The organism is Aeromonas tecta (assembly GCF_000820185.1).
Taxonomy (GTDB): Bacteria; Pseudomonadota; Gammaproteobacteria; order Enterobacterales; family Aeromonadaceae; genus Aeromonas; species Aeromonas tecta.
Genome location: NZ_CDCA01000047.1, coordinates 42,790 through 64,759 on the forward strand (window position 1 = coordinate 42,790; position 21,970 = coordinate 64,759).

A 21,970-nucleotide genomic window follows, 5' to 3' on the forward strand; every position below is an offset into this window, starting at 1 on the left:
CAAGATGTTAGAACTTCGCAACGTATCGACCCATTACGGCAAGATCCAGGCACTGCACGACGTCAGCGTCGAAGTAAAAGAGGGTGAGATAGTCACCCTGATCGGCGCCAACGGCGCCGGCAAGACTACCTTGCTGATGACCCTGTGCGGCGAACCCAAGCCCAGCAGCGGCAGCATCTGGTTCGAGGGGGAGCAGATTAACTCCCTCACCACAGCTCGCATCATGCGCAAGGACATCGCCGTGGTGCCGGAGGGGCGGCGCATCTTCGCCCGCCTGACGGTGCAGGAGAACCTGCTGATGGGCGCCTTCTTCGTCGACAAGGCCGAGCAACCGGCACTGCTGGATCAGGTGTTCACCATGTTCCCGCGGCTGCACGAGCGGCTGGAGCAGCGGGCCGGCACCATGTCCGGCGGCGAGCAGCAGATGCTGGCCATCGGCCGCGCCCTGATGAGCAAGCCACGCCTGCTGCTGCTGGACGAACCCTCGCTCGGGCTGGCCCCCATCATCATCCAGCAGATCTTCGACATCATTCTGAAACTGCGGGAACAGGGCATGACCATCTTCCTGGTGGAGCAGAATGCCAACCAGGCGCTCAAGCTGGCGGACCGGGGTTATGTGCTGGAAAACGGTCGGGTGGTGCTGCAAGACACGGGCGCCGCCTTGCTGGCCAACCCGGCGGTGCGCCAAGCCTATCTCGGCGGTTAACCATGGGCAGGTCAAGGGAGACGCCGGACAGCCATCGTTTCTGGCACGACCCTGCCCTGCCGTTTATCGAGGCGCGGGCGGTGCAAGATGGCCGCCACGTCTGTTATGACAAGCACAGCCACGCCCACTTCTCCATCGGCGCCATCACCGGCGGCCACAGTCATTACCTCAACCAGCGCAGCAACCAGGAGATCGGCAGCGGTCACCTGGTACTGATGAACCCGGAGGAGGTGCATGCCTGCAACCCCATCGCGGACGAGCCCTGGTCCTATCTGATGCTCTATATCGATCCCCTCTGGCTGCAACATCAGCAGCAAGAGGCCGGTCTCGGCACCGAGTTTCGCCCCTTCGACATGACAGCCAGCCGGGATCCTTATTTGTATCAGGCGTTGCAGCGGCTGTACCAGCAGCTGGTCCATGAATCCGAGCCCCTGGCCAGGGAGGTGGTCTGCCATCAGTTCAGCCGCCAACTGCTGGCCAGGCTGACCCCGGCGCGCTGGGATGACAGGCCTCCGCTGCACCTGCAACGGGCCGCCGAGCTGATGCAGGACGAGAGCGCCAGCCCCCTCAGCCTGCAGCAGCTGAGTGCCGTGGCCGGACTCACCCCTTCTCATTTCGTGCGCACCTTCTGCCACCACTACGGCATGACCCCCCACGCCTACCTGCTGGACAGGCGCATCCGCCACGCCCGCCTCCTGCTCAAGCAGGGGCTGCCCCTCACCGAGGTGGCGCTGGCGAGCGGCTTCGCCGATCAGGCGCACTTCCAGCGCCAGTTCAAGCGGCGGGTCGCCGCCACCCCTGGCCAATACCGATCGCAACTCGCGCCCAGGGCTCAGCGCACCAGGTAAGCGGCACTCATCACCAGCAGCAGGGCCATGGCCCGGTTGAACCAGCGCAATCGATGGGGGGAGAGCAGCGCCTGTTGCAGGCGGCTACCCAGATAGGCCCAGCAGGCGATGGAGCCAAGACAGATCACCAGATAGATCCCGGTGAACAGCATGATTTGACCGAGCCCACCCGCAGCTCCGTAGGCCCCCACTCCCATGCTGGCCGCCAGCCAGGCCTTGGGGTTGAGCCACTGCATCAGGGCGCCGTACAGGAAGGCGGGCGGCGCCTCGCCCTGCCCTTCCACTCGGCCCCCGTCCACCAGCAGTTGCCAGGCCATGTAACAGAGGAAGAGGACGCCCCCCCAGCGAATCGCATCCCCCGCCATGGGCCACTGCGCCAAGACGCCGCCGAGCCCGAGCCCCATCAGCAGGAGCAACAGGATGAAGCCGAGGGTCGCCCCCACCACATGGCGCAGGCTGGCATGAAAGCCGTAGCGGGCGCCCGCCCCGAGGGCCACCAGATTGACCGGGCCGGGAGAGATAGACATGGCCAGGGCAAATCCGGCCATGGATAACAGCAGACTCATTTCCATCAGTGTCACTCGTGCGAAGAATTGACCCCCAGCCTAACCAGCCGCCCCGGCCCGATATTGAAGGAAATTGCGATCCCCCGGAGGAGACGGCTTAGCGCCAGCCACCGCTTGCGGTAAACTGGCTCTCAATCATCTATTTGCAGGACATCTCAATGGACCAGTTTGCCCATATCAGCGCCCAGGATGCCCACCAGAAGCTGGAGGCCGGTGAGGCCCGCCTCGTGGACATTCGCGATCCCCAGTCATTCGAGACGGCCCACGTGGTCGGCGCCTTCCATCTCACCAATGGCACCCTGGTGCGTTTCATGGACGAGGTCGATTTCGACACCCCGGTGATCGTGATGTGTTATCACGGCAACAGCAGCCAGGGCGCGGCCCAGTATCTGCTGCAACAGGGCTATGACGCCGTCTACAGCCTGGATGGCGGCTTCGAAGCCTGGCGCAGGGAGTTCCCCATTCAGGCGGGCGACGCATGACGGGAGCAGGCAACTCACCCTCATCCGGCATGATCCAGCTGCTGGTACTCGACAATGCCCGCATGGCCCAGGCACTGGTGGATTACCTCGCCACCCTCGGCATGTCGTGCGAGCTGACCCAGTCCGAGCTCGGTGTCTCGGTCTGGCTGGCGGACGAGCAACGCTTCGCCCAGGCCCAGCTGGAGGTGAAGCGCTTCCTGGCCGAACCGAATCACCCTCGCTACATGGAGGCCTCCTGGCAGTCCGGCCGGGCCGATGCCCGCATCGACTACAGCAAGGGGATGACGGACCCCATCACCGATTTTCTGCATCAGGCGGGGCCGCTGACCCTGGTGGTCATCATCGCCTGCTTGGCCATCTATGCCCTCAATGCCATCGGTCTTCCCATCTTCGACGAGCTGGCGTTCCACCCGACCCTGGCCCAGTTCACCGACTGGCAGGCCTGGCGCTACGTCACCCCGGCCTTTATCCACTTCTCGGTGCTGCACCTGGTGTTCAACCTGCTGTGGTGGTGGTATCTGGGGGGACAGATCGAGCAGCGCCTCGGCAGCGGCAAGCTGTTTATCCTGCTGATCGTCGGGGCGGCCCTGCCCAACGTGGCGGAATTCTTCGCGAGCGGCCCGCTGTTTGGCGGCCTCTCCGGAGTGGTCTATGCGCTGCTTGGTTACTGCTGGCTGCGCGCCAAGCTGCAGCCGGAGTGCGGCCTCAGCCTACCACCGGCGTTGATGGGCTTCATGCTGTTCTGGCTGGTACTCGGCTTCTTCGACCTGCTCGGTACCAGCACGGCGAACATCGCCCATCTGGTCGGTTTGCTGGTGGGTCTGCTGCAAGGCTGGCTGGACAGACATCACAGACCCGCATGATGCGCTGCCATCCCGAGTTCTGATTGCCGACAACGAAAACGCCGCCCAGAGGGCGGCGTTTTTTATGGCTCACGAAGATAGCTTACTGCTTGAGCAGGGTCCCGTCGGTCACCTTGACTTGGGCTCCGCCGCTCATAAAGAAGCTGCCGAACTGGCCCTGCATTTCGACCGTAACCGCACCGGTCGGATCGAAGTTCTCGTCCGGTGCCAGCAGCGAGCTGTGGCCACCAGCCACGAAACGCGCCGCCTTGTGGTTGGCCGCACCGCTGGCCGTCAATGGCTGCAGCGCCATCACCCGAAACAGCGGCTCGGTTCCCCCCAGAGGGGCAGTGGCGATGCTGTTCGGGATCACCTGATCCGACAGGCTCAGGGCGCCGTCACCGACGATTTCGGTAGCAAACAGTGGGAAGTCCGCCTTGATACCGCGAGCCAGGTTGATCGGATCAGCCGAGTCCAGCACCGATTGGGCTGCGAACACGTAACTCTGCAGCGTACCGGCCGCGCTCGCCTGAGCGGTGGCGTCCAGGCTTGGCAGGAACTCGTTGACGAAGCAACTCGCCACCGCCGTCTTGCAGTTCGGTGCATAGGCGGTGAAGGCCGTCTTCAGCTCGGCGCTGCCACCGGTCAGCACGCCCATCTTGATGGTCGGGCCGAAGGTCGGCGAGTTCAGCAGCAGCGGGGCTATGCCGCCACCCGGCATGGCCAGGCCACCAGTGTCGAACTTGAACAAGGCATCCGCCTGGGGATTGCCGACGGACTGGTTCGCGACCGCTAGCAGATTGGCTCCCGAGATGGCGCCCAGCGAGTGACCGAGGAAGTGTACCTTGACGCCAGCGGCGCCCAGGGCACCCTTGGCATTGGCCAAGCCGACAGCCAGACGCAGGCCCAGCAGATCCGCCACGCTCTGTTTCAGGTTGTCACGCGCCACCGTCAGGTAGCTCAGGTTCAGGTAAGGGGTCGGATTCTCGGAGGTAGTCACGGTCGCCATGCTGCCGCTCAGGGCGAAGCCACGCTCCCCGTGCAGCGGGTGATCGATCACCACGATCGCCACCTTCTTGCCTGCCTGGGCACCGGCCGCAATCTGACCCAGGGCCAGGGCGTAGGCGTTCTCTTTCACCGAGGTGACGCCGTGTTGATAGATAATCACGTCGGTGATGGTATTGAGGTCATCCTTGGCAAAGATGCGCATCGGCACGGATTGCACCTCTTCCAGCTTGGGCAGCGGGTTGAAGCGGCCGATATTCATCTCGGCATCCAGCGGCTTGCCGCCCGAGGTGAGGGTCACCCCGATCAGCTTGCTCGCTTCCGCCAGCAGCTCGGCCTGACGGCTCGGATCGGCGATCAGCGCCCCCAGCAGAGCCGGATCCACACCGGCGCCCACCAGACCGCCGATCACCTCGCTGTCACCAGCTTTCAGGGCATTGGCGATGGCGTACAGGCTGGGGATGGCGCCGTGCCAGGATTGGGTCTTGGCCTTGTCCCAGGAACCGGCAGTGGCCGGCGAGGAGAGGAAGTAAGGCAGCTTGACTGCACCGGTATAAACCTTGGTGATCTGCGCCAGGCCGTTGAGCGGGGTGCCAGTGCCAAAGGCGGCGGCAATGGCATCCTTTTGTTCTTGCGGCAGGAACTGCTCGGCCTCCAGCTGGGTCAGGAAGGCGGCGTTAGCCGTCACCCCCAGGGTATAGGTACCGGGCAGGCTGGTATGGCCAAGAGCATCCTGTTTCCACAGTGCAGCGGCATCCAGGGTCGGGCTCTTCAAAATGGACGCGGCCGCCCCTTTCACAGCCACCAGCACATCGGCGCCGGACTGGGTACCGAACCAGTCGGAGAAGATCACGTGATCGCTGGTGATGCCGGTGGCGGCCTTGAACAGGCCTTCCTGCAGGGTGATCAGGCCATTGATGCTCTGTTCCTGGGCATTGCTGCCGGGATTGCTCTTGTAGTTGCTGTAGTCGGTGCCCATCTTGACGAGGTTGCCGTCGCTGTCTTTGAGCGTATCGGTCGCCACGACCATGTAATAGGAAGAAGGGTTGAGCGGCTTGAGCGGTACCAGGTTCAGCTTGCCGGTCGACTCGGCAACCACGAAGTCCACGCCATAGCTCAGCACCTTCTTCACGCCACTCGGGCGCAGGGCCGTGCTGTCAAATTCCAGCTCCAGCAGATAGAGGGGAGCCACTGAGGCGCCAAATTCGGCGGCGGTCGGTGCCTTGACGGTGATGCCGGAGGCGGTCACCGGCACTATCTGGATGGCCTGGGTCGTGGACCAGCCATCCAGGGTGGAGAGGGCGGAAACGGGATTGGAGAGATCAGCCGTCTCGGTGGAGAACTTCAGGGTGCCGTCGGAGGCACGGGCGGCCAGGGCGCTGGGTCGCACGGCATTGGAGCCGCTCAGCAGGTAATCGAGATAGCTTGAGGTATCGCCTTTATTGTCGTCACTGCCACCACAACCGCTCAGCAGAGCACTGAGGACCGCTGCATAAATTAGCTTTTTTTTCATATCCTTATCTCTTTTTATGTTGTTATCCATGATGAGCCTGACGGGGTAGCGTCCGAACCCGACCGAACCATATTAACAGCAACGCAACAATTTATAAGCATCTGGTCGGTCATCTGATCTGATTTTTTTGTGTACAACATCAAGGAATTGGAATGGGACCCCGGCGCCAGAGGGTAACAGCATCCTGAGCATTACCAGACCCGACCAGAACCAGTTAACGGCAAGAGCGCAAAAAGCCACCCCGATCTCGGCAAAGAGGGGGATTTGTCGGTAGAATGGCGCCATTGCTTAAGGAGAACCCCATGATCGACCCGAAGAAATTGGAAGAGATTGCCAAACAGGTACACAACGCCCTGCCGCCCGGCATTCGTAGCATGGGTGAAGAGGTGGAGAAGAAGACCCGTCAGGTGCTGCAGTCCCAGCTGAACAAGCTGGATCTGGTCAGCCGTGAGGAGTTTGACGTACAGACCAAGGTGCTGCTGCGCACCCGGGAGAAGCTGACCGCCCTCGAGGCCAAGCTGGCCCAGCTGGAGCAGCAACTCGGCGCCAAGGGCGAGTAATCACGCCGAACGTCGGGCTCGAACCACCTGCCTCGACGGCACATAAAACAAACCCCAGCCTGGCTGGGGTTTGTTGTTTCTGGTTAGCCGAAGAGGCTCGACTATCGCCTAGATAAACTCGTAGGCATCGCCGAAGATGCGCTCCGGCTCGGCGCCCAGTACCTTGAACTCCTCTCGCGCCGCGCCCGCCATCTCGAAGCGACCCGCCACGTAGATGTCGTAGTCATGCAGGCTGACGAAGTCGTCCATGATGGCCTTGTGCACCAGACCTGTCTTGCCGGTCCAGTCTGCCTCGGGCTCCTGCACCACAGGTACGAAGGTCAGCGGGGCATAATCCAGCTCCCACTGCAGCATCTGCGCCTGCTCGTACAGCCAGTGCTCCTGACGTACCCCCCAGTAGAGGAACACCGGGCGCTTGCTGTCGGTCGCAATCAGATATTCCAGGATGGAGCGGGCGTAGGAGAAACCGGTGCCGCCTGCCATCAGGATCAGCGGGCGGGGCGAGCTGTCACGCAGGAAGGCCTTGCCCGCCGCCAGTTCAATCTCGATCTCGCCCTGTTCGCGCATGCGGGCCAGTACCTGACCGGCATAGGCATTCTCAGGGGTGGCACCGATCTGCAGCTCCAGCACACCGGAGCGGGTCGGCGAGTTGGCGATGGAGAAGGGACGCTTGTCCGAGTCGCTCATCACCACCAGCAGATACTGGCCGGGTTTGAAGCTGACCTCTTGCTGTGGCGCCAGGGCCACATGCCAGATGGTGTCGACATATTCGCGCAGTTCCTCTACGCGGCACTTGATACGTTGCATTCTTGTCCTTGTGACGGGCTCGCTCGGCCCGCTTCGCTCATTGATTCACTGTGATCTGGCGACCAGCGCGTGGTCAGGTCAGTCGAGCATACCCAATTCAGGCCGGCAATACCGCTCTTTATGCATCGAACGGTCCCCTGGCCTGCTCGGCGGCTAGTCCAGGATCTTCAGCTCATCCCAGATGGCATCGATCTTCTCGGTCACCGCCGCATCCTGGACTATGGGCTGGCCCCACTCGCGATTGCTCTCCCCCGGCCACTTGTTGGTAGCATCCAGCCCCATCTTGGAGCCGAGCCCCGACACCGGCGAGGCGAAGTCGAGATAGTCGATCGGCGTGTGCTCGATCAGGGTGGTGTCCCGTGCCGGATCCATTCGGGTGGTGATGGCCCAGATCACATCCTTCCAGTCACGGGCGTTGATGTCGTCGTCGCAGACGATCACGAACTTGGTATACATGAACTGGCGCAGGAAGGACCAGACCCCCAGCATCACCCGCTTGGCATGGCCAGGGTAGCGCTTCTTGATGGTCACCACCGCCATCCGGTAGGAGCAGCCCTCCGGCGGCAGGTAGAAGTCCACAATCTCGGGGAACTGTTTTTGCAGCAGCGGCACGAACACCTCGTTCAGCGCCACCCCGAGCACCGCCGGTTCATCGGGCGGACGGCCGGTGTAGGTACTGTGGTAGATGGCATCGCGGCGCATGGTCATATGGGTGATGGTGAACACCGGGAACTCATCCACCTCGTTGTAGTAACCGGTGTGATCGCCATAGGGACCTTCCGGCGCCATCTCGCCCGGCTCCAGATAACCTTCCAGCACGATCTCGGCGCTGGCCGGCACCTCGAGCTCGCAGCTCAGGGCCTTCACCACCTCGGTGCGGCTGCCGCGCAGCAGACCGGCGAAGGCGTACTCGGAGAGGGTATCCGGCACCGGCGTCACCGCGCCGAGTATGGTCGCGGGATCGGCGCCGAGCGCCACCACCACCGGGAAACGCTCGCCGGGATGGGCCTCCTGCCACTCACGAAAATCGATGGCGCCACCACGGTGATCCAGCCAGCGCATGATCAGCTTGTTCTTGCCGATCTTTTGCTGACGATAGATGCCGAGGTTCTGCCGCTTCTTGTAAGGGCCGCGGGTGATGGTCAGCCCCCAGGTCACCAGCGGGGCCACGTCGCCGGGCCAGCAGTGCTGGATCGGGATTTGGTCCAGATCGACCGCCTCCCCTTCCAGCACTATCTGCTGGCAAGGGGCGGAGGAGAGGCGCTTGGTCGGCATGTTGAGCACCTGCTTGAAGATCGGCAGCTTCTCCATCAGCTCCTTGAGACCGCGTGGCGGTTCAGGCTCTTTCAGATAGGAGAGCCAGGTCCCCACCTGGCGCAGGGCGCCGACATTGGGCTGACCCATGCCCATGGCGACCCGATCCGGGGTGCCAAACAGATTGGTCAGCACCGGCATGCTGTAACCCTTGGGATTTTCGAACAGCAGGGCCGGGCCACCCGCACGCAGGGTGCGATCGCTGATTTCGGTCATCTCCAGATAGGGGTCTATCTCACGACTGATGCGTTTGAGCTGTCCGTTTTGTTCCAGCTGCGCGATGAAATCACGCAAGTCCTTGTATTTCATGCAGGTACCCTGTGTGCAGGCGATGGCGCATTATAACCCCGGTCGCCCATCCGGTGTACCCGTATCGGGCAGCATGAGGGGCAGGCTGTGACGCTGCTCCTGCCGGGTCAGCCGATTCGCCAGCTGGGCCAGCAGCCTGGGTTCATCCATCTCCAGCAGCAGACCGGCCACCAGCCCGCTGTATTGCTGCTTGCCGAGCTCGGTCAGCAGATATTGCTGGGCCGTGTCGGGCAGCGGCGAGAGCTGGCTTAATTGGCGCAGGGCGGGGATCATCAAACGGCCATTGCGGCTGGCGGCTATCAGCAGATCGCTCGCCTCCTGGCCTCGGTAGAAGCGGGAAACACTGTTCAGGGCCGCCAGACTGTCGTGATCCACTGGCTGGCGCCATAGCCGCTGATAGAGTGCAGGATCGCCGGTCCGGTCGATGAGGTGCAGCAGCAGCTGGTTGTCTGGCAAAAAGATGTTTAGCGATGCGAGTTGTCTGGCCTCACGCCTGAGTACCTGGGTCGGCTGACTATCGAGCACCACCAGCAGCGCCTGTTGCTGCTGCGCCAGATCCTGGTTGCGGCTGTAGTAAAGTTGCTTGAACTCGAAGCTGCCCTGCTCCAGCAGCTGGCGATAGTTGTCCTGCCAGGCGAGCTGCTGCCAGCGGCTCAATACCAGCCGCGCCTCGGCGGCAAAATCATAGGCGGGCAGCTGGACCAGGAAGCCGTCCACCTTCCCCTCCACCAGCCACGATGGTGCCCTGCTGGCCTTGTCCCGCACCCAGGCCAGCAATGCTGGTGTCGGCGTGCCCGCCAGCTTGAGGCCGCCGAGCAGTTGATACAACAGGTACTCGCGCTGTCCCACCGCCAGCGTCTCGAGCAGTGAATCCATGGCGGCAAACTGCCCCAGCTGCAAACGGCTGTTCAGATAATCGAGATGCCCCTGCAGACCCTCGTCCGCCACCAGCGGCGCCTGCAGTTGCGGGGGGGAATCGGCCTGCACGGGCACGGCGGCGAGCAGCCACCCAATCCATAGCAAGAAAATCAGCTTCATGACGTCCCTATCCTTGTGACATCCGGCCTTGTGGCGTCCTGGCCCCATACTACTAAGGGCACCGGCAAATAGATAAACAAAAACCGCGACCTGGGCCGCGGTTTTGTCATTCTTCGATGTCGTTATTTCTGCTGACGCTTCATGGAATCGAAGAACTCGTCGTTGGTCTTGGTGGCTGCCAGCTTGTCGATCAGGAACTCGATGCTGTCGATCTCGCCCATGGGGTGAATGATCTTGCGCAGTATCCACATCTTCTGCAGCTCGTCCGGCGCGGTGAGCAACTCTTCCTTGCGGGTGCCGGAGCGGGTGATGTCGATAGCCGGATAGATACGCTTCTCGGCAATCTTGCGCGAGAGGTGCAGTTCCATGTTACCGGTACCCTTGAACTCTTCGTAGATCACCTCGTCCATCTTGGAGCCGGTGTCGACCAGCGCGGTCGCGATGATGGTCAGGCTGCCGCCTTCCTCAACGTTACGGGCGGCGCCGAAGAAGCGCTTGGGACGGTGCAGGGCGTTGGCATCCACACCACCGGTCAGTACCTTGCCGGATGAGGGGATGACGGTGTTGTAGGCACGGGCCAGACGGGTGATGGAGTCCAGCAGGATGACCACATCCTTCTTGTGCTCGACCAGACGCTTGGCCTTCTCGATCACCATATCGGCGACCTGGACGTGACGGGAAGCCGGCTCGTCGAAGGTGGAAGCGATCACTTCACCCTTGACCATACGTTGCATCTCGGTCACTTCTTCCGGACGCTCGTCGATCAGCAGCACGATCAGCTCACAATCCGGGTGGTTGTAGGCGATGCTCTGGGCGATGTTCTGCAGCAGCATGGTCTTACCGGCCTTGGGCGGTGCGACGATCAGGCCACGCTGACCCTTGCCGATGGGGGACGCCAGATCCAGCACGCGGGCGGTGATATCTTCGGTCGAGCCGTTGCCCCGTTCCATGCGCAGACGCTCGTTGGCGTGCAGCGGGGTCAGGTTTTCGAACAGGATCTTGTTGCGGACGTTTTCCGGGCGGTCGTAGTTGACTTCGTTGACCTTGAGCAGTGCGAAGTAGCGCTCGCCCTCTTTCGGCGGCCGGATCTTGCCGGAGACGGTGTCACCGGTACGCAAGTTGAAGCGGCGGATCTGGCTCGGGGAGACGTAGATGTCATCCGGGCCGGCCAGGTAGGAGCCGTCAGCACTGCGCAGGAAACCGAAGCCATCGGTCAGGATTTCCAGCACACCGTCGCCAAAGATATCCTCGCCACCCTTGGCATGCGCCTTGAGGATCGCGAAAATGATGTCTTTCTTGTGCGCCCGAGCCAGATTTTCTAACCCCATGGATTCGCCAAGCTTGACCAGCTCGGACACAGGAGTGTTCTTTAATTCAGTCAGATTCATAGTGGTGAGAGTCTGTAAGCAAGGATTGAAATGAGGAGACAGTCTGCTGGATTGATGCTAATCGGATTTGACTTGCCAGGCTGATGTTGAGCAAAGAGTCGGGCAAAATGGTTAGCAAACGAACGATAAACTAGCACCAATCGGGATGAGCGTCTAGGTGATAAAACACAAGGAGCGCATTATTGCAATGCGCTCCTTCTTTATTATTACAGGTTACCGTCCAGGAACTCTTTTAGCTGAGTCTTGGACAGGGCACCGACCTTGGTCGCTGCCACTTCGCCATTCTTGAACAGCAAGAGGGTCGGGATACCACGAATGCCATACTTGGGCGGAGTGTCGGCGTTATGATCGATGTTCAATTTCGCCACGGTCACGCGACCGGCATATTCTTGGGCGACTTCGCTGAGGATCGGGGCAATCATCTTGCACGGACCGCACCATTCAGCCCAGAAATCGACCAGGACGGGGCTGTCGGCTTTGATTACATCGGCCTCGAAGCTGGCATCGCTCAGCTGAACAATCTTGTCACTCATCTCCAACTCCAGTCAGTAATTAAGGCTTTATTGACGGATCAACAAAGGCAATAGTTGCCCTATTTGAAATGATCCTGTTTATTATTGCAAGCCTAACCTGATAACCTACCGCCATGAGCAAAACACACCTTACGACCGAAAAATTCGCCCAAATGGGCCTCGAACCCGAAGTTCTGGCTGGTCTGGAATCAAAGGGATTTCACTATTGCACGCCCATCCAGGCACTGTCTCTGCCACTGCTGGTAGAAGGCCATGACCTCGCCGGTCAGGCCCAGACGGGAACCGGCAAGACCCTTGCCTTCCTGGCTGCGACCTTCAACTATCTGCTGACGCACCCGCTGACCCAACCGCGCCTGATCAACCAGCCGCGCGCCATTATCTTGGCACCGACCCGGGAGCTGGCCGTCCAGATTTACAACGACGCTGAAGGCATGGCTGCCTCCACCGGTCTGAAGCTGGGTCTCGCCTATGGCGGCGAAGGCTACGACAAACAGCTGGCCGTGCTGGAACAGGGTGTCGACATCCTGATCGGCACCACAGGTCGCATCATCGATTACTTCAAGTCCAAGGTCATCGATCTCGGCAGCATCCAGGTCGTGGTATTGGACGAAGCGGATCGCATGTTCGATCTCGGCTTCATCAAGGACATCCGCTTCCTGTTCCGTCGCATGCCGCCGGCTACCGAGCGTCTGAGCATGCTGTTCTCCGCCACCCTCTCCCTGCGAGTGCAGGAGCTGGCATACGAGCACATGAACCACCCGGAACACGTGCAAGTCGAGCCGGAACAGATGACAGGCGTGCGCATCAAGGAGGAGCTGTTCTATCCCTCCAACGAAGACAAGATGCTGCTGCTGCTCTCCCTGATGGAAGAAGAGTGGCCGGAAAAAGCCATCGTCTTTGCCAACACCAAGCATGTCTGTGAAGACGTGCATGCGTGGCTGGAGAACGACGGTCACCGCGTCGGCCTGCTGACTGGCGACGTGCCGCAGAAGAAGCGGATGAAGATCCTGGAAGAGTTCACCAAGGGTACGCTGGACATCCTGGTTGCCACCGACGTGGCCGCCCGTGGTCTGCACATCCCGGACGTGACCCACGTCTTCAACTACGACCTGCCCGACGATGCCGAAGACTATGTACACCGTATTGGTCGTACCGGTCGTGCCGGCAAGAGCGGTCACTCCATCAGCCTGGCCTGTGAAGACTATGCCTTCAACCTGCCGGCCATCGAGGAGTACATCAATCACTCGATCCCGGTCAGCAAGTATGATCGCGAGGCGCTGCTGGATGATGTGACCGCCCCGAAACGGGTGTTCCGCAACCGTCAGCCGGTGAACCGCAACATGCGGGATCGCCAGGGCGGTGGCAACAGCAACAACCGTCGTCGCCCGCCCCGCAAGAGCTAAGAGGCCGGCCCAGTTGCACAACTCGCCGCTCTATGCCGCCATCGACCTCGGCTCCAACAGCTTCCATATGCTGGTGGTGCGCGAGGTCGCCGGTGCTCTGCGCACCGTCACCAAGGTCAAGCGCAAGGTGCGCCTCGCCGCCGGTCTCGATTCGGAATTTCGTCTCAGCCGCGCCGCCATGGAGCGGGGCTGGGACTGCCTGCGCCTGTTCTCCGAGCAGTTGCAGGACATCCCCTCCGACAACATCCGGGTGGTGGGTACCGCCACCTTGCGACTCGCCACCAACGTCGATGAATTCCTGAGCGAAGCCGAACGGGTGCTCAACCACAGCATCGAGATCATCTCGGGCGAGGAAGAGGCCAAGACCATCTACGAGGGGGTCTCCTGGACCTCTGCCGGAGAAGGCAACCGGCTGGTGATCGACATCGGCGGCGCCAGCACCGAGCTGGTGATCGGCGAGCATAGCGAGGCGAAGCTGCTTAACAGTCTGCACATGGGCTGCGTCACCTGGCTCAACAACCACTTCGGTGACGGCGAGCTGAGCGAAGCCCGCTTCAAGCAGGCCATCGCCAGTGCCAAAGCGGTGCTGGAGAAGGTGGCGGATGATTATCGCCTGCTCGGCTGGCGCACCTGTGTCGGCGCCTCCGGCACCGTCCAGGCGCTGCAGGAGATCATGCTGGCGCAAGGGAAGAGCGAGCGGGTCACCCTGCCGAAATTGCAGGAGCTGATGGGTCAGGCCATCGCCTGCGGCAAGCTGGACAGGTTGCAACTGGAAGGGTTAGCGGCCGAGCGGCTGACCGTGTTCCCCTCCGGCCTTGCCATCCTGATCGCCATCTTCGAAACCCTCGGTATCGAGAGCATGACCCTCGCTGGTGGTGCCCTGCGGGAAGGCCTGATCTACGGTCTGCTCGGCAACAATCACGATTGTGATGCCCGGGATCGCACCGCCGATAGTCTGATCAGTCGCTACCAGCTCGACAAGGAGCACGCCGAGCGGGTGCGTGACACCGCGGTCGAGGCGTTCAACCAGCTGCAACCGGCCTGGCGTCTCTCCAAGCGCTACGGACGTCCTATCCTGCGCTATGCGGCTCTGCTGCACGAGATCGGGCTCTGCATCGAATACAAGAAGGCCCCGCAACACGCGGCCTATATCATCGACAACATCGACATGCCGGGCTTTACGCCGGCCCAGAAGAAGCTGTTGTCGGCCCTGCTGTTCAATCAGCGGGACGAATTCAAATTGGACACCCTGGAGAAGCAGGGCGCCGTCACCGGTCGCCAGGCGATCCGGCTGGCTCGCATCCTGCGTATCTCGCTCATTCTCTGCATGCGCCGCACCCAGGGCACAGTGCCCAAGTTCATGCTGCAAGCCGATGAAGAGGCGCTGACCCTAACCCTGCCCAAGGGCTGGCTGGACGAACACTACCTGCGCGCCAGTGAGCTACGCATCGAGGTGGAGCGCCAGCAGAAGATGGGCTGGCCCACCCGCTTGCTGGAAGCCTGACTTAAGCCCTTTCACCGAGGAGTCGATGATGACGGATTATCAACCCATCAACTGTGACCTCTACGACTGGCTCGAGATCGCCGCCCGTTGGCAGCTGCCGGTGACCATCAGCACCCGGCAAGGGCGGCAATGGGCGGACAAGGTGCACACCATAGAGGCGAAGGACGGGGTCGAATATCTGCAACTCGAAAGCGGTGAGCGACTCAGCCTGGCAGAATTGGCCACCCTGGAGCTGGTCTGGCAAGGGGAAGCGAAACTGGTACATTTCGCTCCCGCCCAATAACTGACCATCGACCGTTAAAAAAAGAGAGGGCCAGCTATGCTGGCCCTCTCTTTTTCCAAACGTGTTGCTGTGATGCGAGCCTAGCTCGCCAGTGCCGCCATCACGTAGACATCGAAGCGGTTGCTCTTGGTCTCGATGGCCATGCTGGGCTTGTGCTCGTTGAGCCAGCCCGCGTAGTCGGGCCGCTTCACCACCACCCGTTTGTCGGCCATCTTGAGCGCCGCCGGCAGCAGCGCATCGGCATCCAGATCCGGTCCCACCAGCGACTGGAACACCCGCATCTCTTTCTTTACCAGCGCCGATTTTTGCTTGTGGGGGAACATGGGATCCAGATAGATGACGTCGGGCCGCTCGCTCAGTGCCAACAGGTTGTCCACCGCCGGGCCTTGCAGCAGATGCATCCGCTCGCGCACCCAGCCACCAATCTCGGGGTCTTGCGCCGCCCGCACCAACCCGTCCTGCAGCAGGGCCGCGACCACCGGGCTGCGTTCGATCAGGGTCACCTTGCACCCCAGCGAAGCCAGCACGAAGGCATCGCGACCGAGCCCGGCCGTCGCATCCACCACGGTCGGCATCGCCCCCGCCTTCAGTCCCACCGCCTTGGCGATGGACTGGCCACGACCGCCACCAAACTTGCGCCTATGGGCCACGGCCCCTTCCACGAAGTCCACGTACACCGCCCCCAGCTTGGGTTCATCCAGCTTGCGCAGCTCCAGCCTGGCCTCGGTCAGCACCAGGGCGAAGGGGGCAGGAAACTCCACCTCGGCCAGGCGCAGCCGCAAGGCATCGAGCTCAGCCTCGCGGGCGGGCACTTCACTGAAAACCTGGATATTGGGCATAACGAAGACTCATGACGGCATGGAGCCGTGCATCATAGCAGATGAGTGGGATCAGCTCACGATGGTCAGATTGGCCAGGTTCATTCCCTGCCGATTGAGGGTCAGGTATTCCACCAGATCATCGTAGGCCAGTGGGCGGCTCATCAGATAGCCTTGCGTGAAGGCGCACCCCTTCTGGCAGAGGAAGTTAAGCTGCTCGCGGGTCTCCACTCCCTCGATCACCACCTGCATGCCGAGGTTGTGCACTATGTTGATGATGCCGTCAAGCAGCAGTCTGTCTTGCTCGTTGAAGGGAATGTGACGCACGAAGGAGCGGTCGATCTTGACCAGATCCACCGGGAAAGTACGCAGGTAATTGAGGGCCGAATAACCAGTGCCAAAATCGTCGATGGCCAGCTTGCAACCCGCCTCGCGCAGGGCATCGATCCGCACTCGGTGCTGATCGCTGGTCTCCATCAATAGGGATTCGGTGATCTCGATGACGATGTCATGGGGATCGAGGCCGAAGTGGCGGATCACCCTCAGCCACTCGCTCGCCTCGGGATCTATGGTCTGGAACTCCAGGGTGGAACGGTTGATGGACATCTGCAGATCCGGGAAACCGGACTGCTGCAGCCGGGCCAGATCCCGGCAGGACTGCCACAGCACCAGCGCCCCTAATCCTTGGATTAGCCCGGCCTCTTCTGCCAGCGGGATGAAGTCCGCCGGCGAGACCTGACCCCAGTGGGGATGATACCAGCGCACCAGTGCCTCCAGCTTGGCGACCCGGCCACTGCGGTTGTCCCAGATCGGCTGATAGGCCATGGTCAGCTGGGCCAGCTTGATGGCTTCGGCCAGATCCTGCTGCATCTGGTGCCGCTGGCTCACCTCCTCGCGCATGGAGGAGCTGTAAGTGCCGATCGGCCGTCCCTGCCGCTTGGCGACGAACAGCGCCTGTTCGGCATTGCTCAGCAGCTCGTCACCCTCGGTGCCGTCACCGGGACAGAGGGTGATGCCGAGGGTCGCCGTCACATAGAGGTGCTGGTTGGCCAGCATGAAGGGGCGGGCGAAGCCGCCGATCACCTGCTTGGCAAATACCTCGGCCTGACGGCGGTTGACGATGCCAGGCACCAGGAAGGCAAACTCGTCGCCACCGATGCGGGCCACCAGATCCTCGGTCCGCACCCGACTTACCAGTCGATCCGACACCTCTCGCAGCAGCGCATCGCCCACATGGTGATCCATGCTGTTGTTGACCGCCTTGAAGTTGTTGAGATCCAGCACCATCAGCGCGAAGCGCTCGCCCCGCTCGCAGAAGCGGCTGAGGCAGCGGCCAAACAGCCAGCGGTTGGCGAGGCCGGTGAGGTTGTCATAGTTGGCCTGGGTCGCAATCTTCTGCTCCGCCAGCTTGGACATGGAGAGATCGCTGAAGATGGCGATGTACTGACTGATCCGACCCGACTCGCGCAGGGCGCTGATCATCAGTTGCTGGGGGTAGAGCTTGCCGTTCTTGCGCTTGTTCCACACCTCGCCACGCCAGACCCCCACTCGCTCCAGCGCATGGTACATGTCGGCATAGAAGGTCTGATCGTGCAGGCCGGACTTGAGCAGGCTGGGGCGCTGGCCACAGGCCTCCTCCTCGCTGAAACCGGTGATCTTCTCAAACGCCGGGTTCACCGAGATGATGCGGCTGTCGGCGTCACACACCAGGATGGCCTCGGACAAATTGTCATAGACCCGATGGGACAGCTTGAGCTGCTCGGCATGGCGCTTGAGGGGATCGATGTTTTCCAGCACCACCATCAGGTAGTCCGGAAGCTTCTGCTCATTGCGGATCAGCGTCACCGTCACCCGACCCCAGAGCACCATGCCGTCCCGGTGCAGGTAACGCTTTTCCTGAGTGAAGGCAGGGCGCTCGCCCCGCCTGAGCTCTTCATAACAAGGCAGGCTACGCAGCCAGTCTTCCGGATGGTTGAGCTCGGCCACCTGACAGAGCAGCAACTCCTCCTGGCTGTAACCCAGCATGTTACCGACCGCCGGGTTGGTCCAGAGAATACGGCCATCCAGATCGAGTTTGGCGATGCCGACCGGCGCATGGGACATCATGGTGTGCAGAAAATCGTGGTATTCCGGCTGACTCTGCACCGGTTGATGCTGGTACATCAGCGCCAGTTCACGACCGGCAAGCGGCGCCAGTAGTCGCAGCAGCCCCATGACCTTGTCCATGTTGGGTAAGGCCTGCCGGAACAGCACACTGCAGATGCCGATGGTATTGCCCTGGGCATTCTTGAGAGCGATGCCAGCGTAAGCCTGGACCTGCCAATTGATCAGTGCGGTGGCATGGGGAAACAGCTGTGGTACGCGATCGCTGAACCAGGCTTCCCCTTGTTGCATGACGATTTCGCCGGGGGTGCCATCGAGCGGAAGAGGATGAGTATTGTCTTCGAGAGAAGCGGGATGGATAGCATGAACCTGAAAGAACAGCCCCGTATGATCCCTTCCTGAAATCAGGACGAGATCCGCCCCGACCGCTGCTGCGATTTCACTCACAAAGGTATCAAAATATCCCTTGCCGCTCAGATGAGCCAGGCTTGAGATGATTTGATAGACAGACTCGAGTGCTCGCCTCATGGCAAGGTTCATTCTCTCCTTGGACGGTAGAACCCGACTCTACTCAAGAGGCGGGGCCAGTGCAAACATGCTTACCAGCAAGATATTAAAAACCCTTGAAAAAAGGGACCTTATAGTCCCTTTTTATCTCAAAAATCACGCGGCGATCCCACTATGCCGTAGCAGTGCATCCACTTGGGGCTCGCGGCCCCGGAAGGCCCGGAACAGCTCCATGGGCTCCTTTGAACCGCCCTTCTCCAGGATGTTTTTCAGGAAGGATTGGCCGGTAGCCGGGTTGAAGATCCCCTCCTCCTCGAAGCGGGAGAAAGCGTCCGCCGACAGCACCTCGGCCCACTTGTAGCTGTAGTAACCCGCCGCATAGCCGCCGGCGAAGATGTGGGAGAAGCTGTGCTGGAAGCGGTTGAACGCCGGTGGCGTCATCACAGCCACCTGGCTGCGAACCTCGGTCAGCAGAGCTGGCACCAGATCCGGCCTGGCCGGATCGAATTCCTGATGCAGCCGGAAGTCGAACAGGGCGAACTCCAGCTGACGCAGCATCTGCATGGCCGCCTGGAAGTTGCGGGCGGTCAGCATCTTCTCCAGCAGATCCGCGGGCAGCGGCTCACCGCTCTCGTGATGGCCGGAGATGAAGGCCAGCGCCTCGGATTCCCAGCACCAGTTCTCCAGGAACTGGCTCGGCAGCTCGACTGCATCCCAGGCCACGCCGTTGATACCAGCCACCCCGGCCACGTCGATCTGGGTCAGCATGTGATGAATGCCGTGGCCAAACTCGTGGAACAGGGTCACCACCTCGTTGTGGGTGAACAGGGCGGGTTTGCCATCCACAGGGCCATTGAAGTTACAGGTCAGGTAGGCCACCGGCTTTTGCAGTGAACCGTCCTGACGGTAGCGACGACCCAGGCAGACATCCATCCAAGCGCCACCCCGCTTGTTCTCGCGAGCGTAGAGGTCGAGGTAGAAGCTGCCGCGCAGCTCATCCTCGGCATCGAAGATGTCGTAGAAGCGCACGTCGGGATGCCAGGTATCAATGCCGAGGCGCTCGCGCACCTTCATGCCAAATACCCGCCGCACCACCTCGAACAACCCCTTCACCACCCGGTTGGCGGGGAAGTAGGGACGCAGTTGCTCGTCGGAGATGGAGAACTTGTGCTGTTTGAGCTTCTCGGCGTAGTAGGGGATATCCCAGGCAGCCAGCTCGCTCTGACCGTGTTGCTCGGTGGCGAAGGCGCGGATCTCTTCCAGCTCGGCCTTGCCTTGCGGCAGGGATTTGGCTGCCAGATCGGTGAGGAAACCCACCACCTGTTCGGTCTTGTCCGCCATCTTGGTGGCCAGGGAGAGCTCGGCATAGTTGCCAAAGCCGAGCAGCTGGGCCAGCTCGCGGCGCAAGGAGAGCAGCTCGGTCATGATGGCGGAGTTGTCCCACTTGCCGGCGTTCGGGCCCTGATCCGAGGCGCGGGTGGTGAAGGCCTCATACAGCTCGGCGCGCAGAGCGCGGCTGTCGGCATACATCATCACCGGCAGATAAGAAGGGATATCCAGAGTGAACAGCCAGCCCCGCTGGCCCTTGTGCTCCGCCAACTGGCGGGCGGCGGCCAGGGCACTGGCGGGCAGGCCAGCCAGCTCGGTCTCATCGGTTACCAGCTTGCTCCAGCCCTGGGTCGCATCCAGCACGTTGTTGCTAAAGCGAGAAGCCAGCTCGGAGAGGCGGGCCTGGATCTCGCCGTAGCGCTGCTGCGCCTCGGCGGACAGGCCGATGCCGGACAGGCGAAAATCACGCAGGGTATTCTGGATCTCCTTGCGCTGGGCCGCGCTCAGCAGCGGGAAGTCATCGCTCTCGGACAGCGCCAGATAGGCCTGATAGAGCCCCTCATGCTGACCGACATAGGTCTGGAATTCGGACAGCAGCGGCAGGCAGGCGTCGTGGGCTTCACGCAGCGCCTCGCTGTTGAGCACCGAGTTGAGATGGCTGACCGGTGACCAGATGCGCGCCAGGCGGTCATTGACCTCTTCCAGCGGCGCGATCAGGCTATCCCAGGTGTGGGGCTCGCGCTGGGCCAGCACGTCTTCGATCTTCTGTTTGCACTCGGCGATGGCCTGCGTCACGGCAGGTTGTACCTGATCAGGCTGGATCTGGCTGAAGGGAGGCAGCGAGTCCATTGTCAGCAAAGGGTTGTTCATACCGGGGTACCTCTAAATGCGCTACAGCCCCTGCCGTCCAGAAGCTTGCTTGGACCATCTAAGATGTAGGCAGAAATTCCATTAATCAAGCCTTTGCCAGTGAGAGCGGGGCCAGTTGCCCACTTTTCGAGAAAATCTGGCTATTAAAGCGGCGATCCGGTCACCAGAAACGACGATGCCGGTCCTGGGACCGGCATCGTGGCATGCAGTGGCAGCGGGATCAGCGCTGGGCATCTTCCTTCAGCCACTGGGCGACCCGCTTGGCGAAGTAGGTGAGGATGCCGTCGGCACCGGCCCGCTTGAAGCAGACCAGGGACTCCAGGATGCACTCCTTCTCCTTCAACCAACCGTTCTGGATGGCCGCCATATGCATGGCGTATTCACCGCTCACCTGATAGGCGAAGGTCGGTACGCCGAACTGATCCTTGACCTGACGGATCACATCAAGATACGGCATGCCCGGCTTGACCATGACGCTGTCGGCCCCTTCCTGGATGTCCAGTGCCACCTCGTGCAGGGCCTCGTTGCCGTTGGCCGGATCCATCTGATAGGTGGCCTTGTTGCTCTTGCCAAGGTTGCCAGCGGAGCCGACCGCATCGCGGAACGGGCCGTAGTAGCAGGAGGCGTATTTGGCGGAGTAGGCCATGATCTGCACGTTGACGAAGCCGTTCTCTTCCAGCGCAGCTCGAATGGCGCCGATGCGGCCATCCATCATGTCGGATGGCGCCACTATGTCGGCCCCGGCAGCGGCGTGGGAGAGCGCCTGCTTCACCAGGATCTCGGTGGTGATGTCATTCAGCACATAGCCTTCGTCATCGATGATGCCGTCCTGGCCGTGGGTGGTGAAGGGATCCAGCGCCACGTCGGTGATCACCCCAAGCTCGGGGAAACGGGCCTTGAGGGCGCGGGTCGCGCGCTGGGCCAAACCGTCCGGGCTATAGGCCTCTTCCGCCAGCAGGCTCTTGCTTGCCAGCGGCGTCACCGGGAACAGGGCGATGGCTGGCACGCCAAGCGCCACCAGTTCCGCGGCTTCCTCCAGCAACAGATCGATGGATAGACGATCTACCCCGGGCATGGAGGCGACGGCTTCACGCAGGTTTTCCCCTTCCAGCACGAACACCGGATAGATGAGATCGTCGACGGTCAGCGTGTTTTCACGCACCAGACGACGGCTGAAGTCATTCTTGCGCACCCGGCGCAGGCGGCGGCCAGGGAAGGCGCCCGGAAGAGTTGTAGCCATGA

The 21,970-nt window shown here is 61.5% G+C and carries 19 protein-coding genes; 8 read left to right on the top strand and 11 right to left on the bottom strand.

Going from position 1 to position 21,970, the window contains the following annotated elements:
- The first annotated feature begins 4 nt into the window (after positions 1-4).
- Positions 5-706 carry an ABC transporter ATP-binding protein gene (locus BN1137_RS21080; protein WP_050720475.1) on the top strand — a complete coding sequence of 234 codons (702 nt, stop codon included), beginning with the start codon at positions 5-7 and terminating at the stop codon, positions 704-706.
- Between the two features lie 2 nt (positions 707-708).
- Entirely contained in the window at positions 709-1,554 is an 846-nt protein-coding gene (locus BN1137_RS21085; RefSeq protein WP_050720476.1) for an AraC family transcriptional regulator, read from the top strand.
- Here the strand turns inward: BN1137_RS21085 and BN1137_RS21090 are convergent.
- Positions 1,539-2,126 carry a LysE family translocator gene (locus tag BN1137_RS21090; RefSeq protein WP_232306995.1) on the bottom strand — a complete coding sequence of 196 codons (588 nt, stop codon included), beginning with the start codon at positions 2,124-2,126 and terminating at the stop codon, positions 1,539-1,541. The genes BN1137_RS21085 and BN1137_RS21090 overlap by 16 nt on opposite strands.
- A 152-nt stretch (positions 2,127-2,278) precedes the next feature.
- On the opposite strand from BN1137_RS21090, the gene glpE reads away from it, so the two are divergent.
- The gene (glpE, locus tag BN1137_RS21095) at positions 2,279-2,602 is read left to right on the top strand and encodes a thiosulfate sulfurtransferase GlpE (RefSeq protein WP_050720478.1); all 324 of its coding nucleotides are present in this window, start codon (positions 2,279-2,281) and stop codon (positions 2,600-2,602) included.
- 29 nt (positions 2,603-2,631) lie between these two features.
- Complete coding sequence (gene glpG / locus BN1137_RS21100; RefSeq protein ID WP_050720479.1) at positions 2,632-3,465, top strand: rhomboid family intramembrane serine protease GlpG; 834 nt, start codon at positions 2,632-2,634, stop codon at positions 3,463-3,465.
- 82 nt (positions 3,466-3,547) lie between these two features.
- Here the strand turns inward: glpG and BN1137_RS21105 are convergent, their stop codons facing one another.
- Positions 3,548-5,962, bottom strand: coding sequence for a VolA/Pla-1 family phospholipase (locus tag BN1137_RS21105; RefSeq protein ID WP_050720480.1), 2,415 nt, complete (start codon positions 5,960-5,962; stop codon positions 3,548-3,550).
- A 302-nt stretch (positions 5,963-6,264) separates the two neighbouring features.
- On the opposite strand from BN1137_RS21105, the gene ubiK reads away from it, so the two are divergent.
- Positions 6,265-6,522: a ubiquinone biosynthesis accessory factor UbiK gene (gene ubiK, locus BN1137_RS21110; RefSeq protein ID WP_050720481.1), complete on the top strand. Its 258-nt coding sequence runs from the start codon at positions 6,265-6,267 to the stop codon at positions 6,520-6,522.
- A gap of 108 nt (positions 6,523-6,630) precedes the next feature.
- Here the strand turns inward: ubiK and fre are convergent, their stop codons facing one another.
- From fre to trxA, 5 genes are all read right to left on the bottom strand, one after another.
- Positions 6,631-7,329 (bottom strand): NAD(P)H-flavin reductase, encoded by a 699-nt coding sequence (gene fre, locus BN1137_RS21115; protein ID WP_050720482.1) that lies wholly within the window; start codon positions 7,327-7,329, stop codon positions 6,631-6,633.
- Between the two features lie 153 nt (positions 7,330-7,482).
- Complete coding sequence (ubiD, locus tag BN1137_RS21120; protein ID WP_050720483.1) at positions 7,483-8,952, bottom strand: 4-hydroxy-3-polyprenylbenzoate decarboxylase; 1,470 nt, start codon at positions 8,950-8,952, stop codon at positions 7,483-7,485.
- A 30-nt stretch (positions 8,953-8,982) separates the two neighbouring features.
- Positions 8,983-9,990, bottom strand: coding sequence for a hypothetical protein (locus tag BN1137_RS21125; RefSeq protein WP_050720484.1), 1,008 nt, complete (start codon positions 9,988-9,990; stop codon positions 8,983-8,985).
- A 122-nt stretch (positions 9,991-10,112) separates the two neighbouring features.
- Entirely contained in the window at positions 10,113-11,378 is a 1,266-nt protein-coding gene (gene rho / locus BN1137_RS21130) for a transcription termination factor Rho (RefSeq protein ID WP_050720485.1), read from the bottom strand.
- A 206-nt stretch (positions 11,379-11,584) separates the two neighbouring features.
- A complete protein-coding gene (gene trxA / locus BN1137_RS21135; RefSeq protein WP_050720486.1) occupies positions 11,585-11,911 on the bottom strand; it encodes a thioredoxin TrxA in 327 nt (108 codons plus the stop codon).
- 113 nt (positions 11,912-12,024) lie between these two features.
- On the opposite strand from trxA, the gene rhlB reads away from it, so the two are divergent.
- Genes rhlB through BN1137_RS21150 form a run of 3 tightly spaced genes read left to right on the top strand, consistent with a single transcriptional unit; the run spans position 12,025 to position 15,101 of the window.
- Complete coding sequence (gene rhlB / locus BN1137_RS21140) at positions 12,025-13,314, top strand: ATP-dependent RNA helicase RhlB (protein ID WP_050720487.1); 1,290 nt, start codon at positions 12,025-12,027, stop codon at positions 13,312-13,314.
- Positions 13,315-13,327: 13 nt separating this feature from the next.
- A complete protein-coding gene (gene gppA / locus BN1137_RS21145; protein ID WP_050720488.1) occupies positions 13,328-14,818 on the top strand; it encodes a guanosine-5'-triphosphate,3'-diphosphate diphosphatase in 1,491 nt (496 codons plus the stop codon).
- Between the two features lie 28 nt (positions 14,819-14,846).
- A complete protein-coding gene (locus BN1137_RS21150; RefSeq protein ID WP_050720489.1) occupies positions 14,847-15,101 on the top strand; it encodes a Rho-binding antiterminator in 255 nt (84 codons plus the stop codon).
- Positions 15,102-15,181: 80 nt separating this feature from the next.
- Here BN1137_RS21150 and BN1137_RS21155 read toward each other — a convergent pair whose 3' ends face one another.
- The 4 genes from BN1137_RS21155 to hemB form a co-directional block, all read right to left on the bottom strand.
- Positions 15,182-15,940, bottom strand: coding sequence for a class I SAM-dependent methyltransferase (locus BN1137_RS21155; protein ID WP_408605563.1), 759 nt, complete (start codon positions 15,938-15,940; stop codon positions 15,182-15,184).
- 51 nt (positions 15,941-15,991) lie between these two features.
- Positions 15,992-18,550, bottom strand: a complete 2,559-nt coding sequence (locus BN1137_RS21160; protein WP_050720504.1) for a putative bifunctional diguanylate cyclase/phosphodiesterase — start codon at positions 18,548-18,550, stop codon at positions 15,992-15,994.
- A 135-nt stretch (positions 18,551-18,685) separates the two neighbouring features.
- Positions 18,686-20,728, bottom strand: coding sequence for an oligopeptidase A (gene prlC / locus BN1137_RS21165; RefSeq protein ID WP_050720490.1), 2,043 nt, complete (start codon positions 20,726-20,728; stop codon positions 18,686-18,688).
- Between the two features lie 220 nt (positions 20,729-20,948).
- On the bottom strand, positions 20,949-21,968 hold the full coding sequence (hemB, locus tag BN1137_RS21170) for a porphobilinogen synthase (protein WP_050720491.1): 1,020 nt from the start codon (positions 21,966-21,968) through the stop codon (positions 20,949-20,951).
- Between the last annotated feature and the right edge of the window lie 2 nt (positions 21,969-21,970).

Excerpts from the sequence above, each read along its gene's own strand:
- trxA (WP_050720486.1), bottom strand. The coding sequence starts at position 11,911 with ATGAGTGACAAGATTGTTCAGCTGAGCGATGCCAGCTTCGAGGCCGAT.
- BN1137_RS21105 (WP_050720480.1), bottom strand. The coding sequence starts at position 5,962 with ATGAAAAAAAAGCTAATTTATGCAGCGGTCCTCAGTGCTCTGCTGAGC.
- rhlB (WP_050720487.1), top strand. The coding sequence starts at position 12,025 with ATGAGCAAAACACACCTTACGACCGAAAAATTCGCCCAAATGGGCCTC.
- glpE (WP_050720478.1), top strand. The coding sequence starts at position 2,279 with ATGGACCAGTTTGCCCATATCAGCGCCCAGGATGCCCACCAGAAGCTG.
- BN1137_RS21155 (WP_408605563.1), bottom strand. The coding sequence starts at position 15,940 with ATGCCCAATATCCAGGTTTTCAGTGAAGTGCCCGCCCGCGAGGCTGAG.
- rho (WP_050720485.1), bottom strand. The coding sequence starts at position 11,378 with ATGAATCTGACTGAATTAAAGAACACTCCTGTGTCCGAGCTGGTCAAG.
- hemB (WP_050720491.1), bottom strand. The coding sequence starts at position 21,968 with ATGGCTACAACTCTTCCGGGCGCCTTCCCTGGCCGCCGCCTGCGCCGG.
- BN1137_RS21085 (WP_050720476.1), top strand. The coding sequence starts at position 709 with ATGGGCAGGTCAAGGGAGACGCCGGACAGCCATCGTTTCTGGCACGAC.
- glpG (WP_050720479.1), top strand. The coding sequence starts at position 2,632 with ATGATCCAGCTGCTGGTACTCGACAATGCCCGCATGGCCCAGGCACTG.
- BN1137_RS21080 (WP_050720475.1), top strand. The coding sequence starts at position 5 with ATGTTAGAACTTCGCAACGTATCGACCCATTACGGCAAGATCCAGGCA.
- BN1137_RS21160 (WP_050720504.1), bottom strand. The coding sequence starts at position 18,550 with ATGAGGCGAGCACTCGAGTCTGTCTATCAAATCATCTCAAGCCTGGCT.
- prlC (WP_050720490.1), bottom strand. The coding sequence starts at position 20,728 with ATGAACAACCCTTTGCTGACAATGGACTCGCTGCCTCCCTTCAGCCAG.
- ubiK (WP_050720481.1), top strand. The coding sequence starts at position 6,265 with ATGATCGACCCGAAGAAATTGGAAGAGATTGCCAAACAGGTACACAAC.
- BN1137_RS21150 (WP_050720489.1), top strand. The coding sequence starts at position 14,847 with ATGACGGATTATCAACCCATCAACTGTGACCTCTACGACTGGCTCGAG.
- fre (WP_050720482.1), bottom strand. The coding sequence starts at position 7,329 with ATGCAACGTATCAAGTGCCGCGTAGAGGAACTGCGCGAATATGTCGAC.
- ubiD (WP_050720483.1), bottom strand. The coding sequence starts at position 8,952 with ATGAAATACAAGGACTTGCGTGATTTCATCGCGCAGCTGGAACAAAAC.
- BN1137_RS21090 (WP_232306995.1), bottom strand. The coding sequence starts at position 2,126 with ATGGAAATGAGTCTGCTGTTATCCATGGCCGGATTTGCCCTGGCCATG.
- BN1137_RS21125 (WP_050720484.1), bottom strand. The coding sequence starts at position 9,990 with ATGAAGCTGATTTTCTTGCTATGGATTGGGTGGCTGCTCGCCGCCGTG.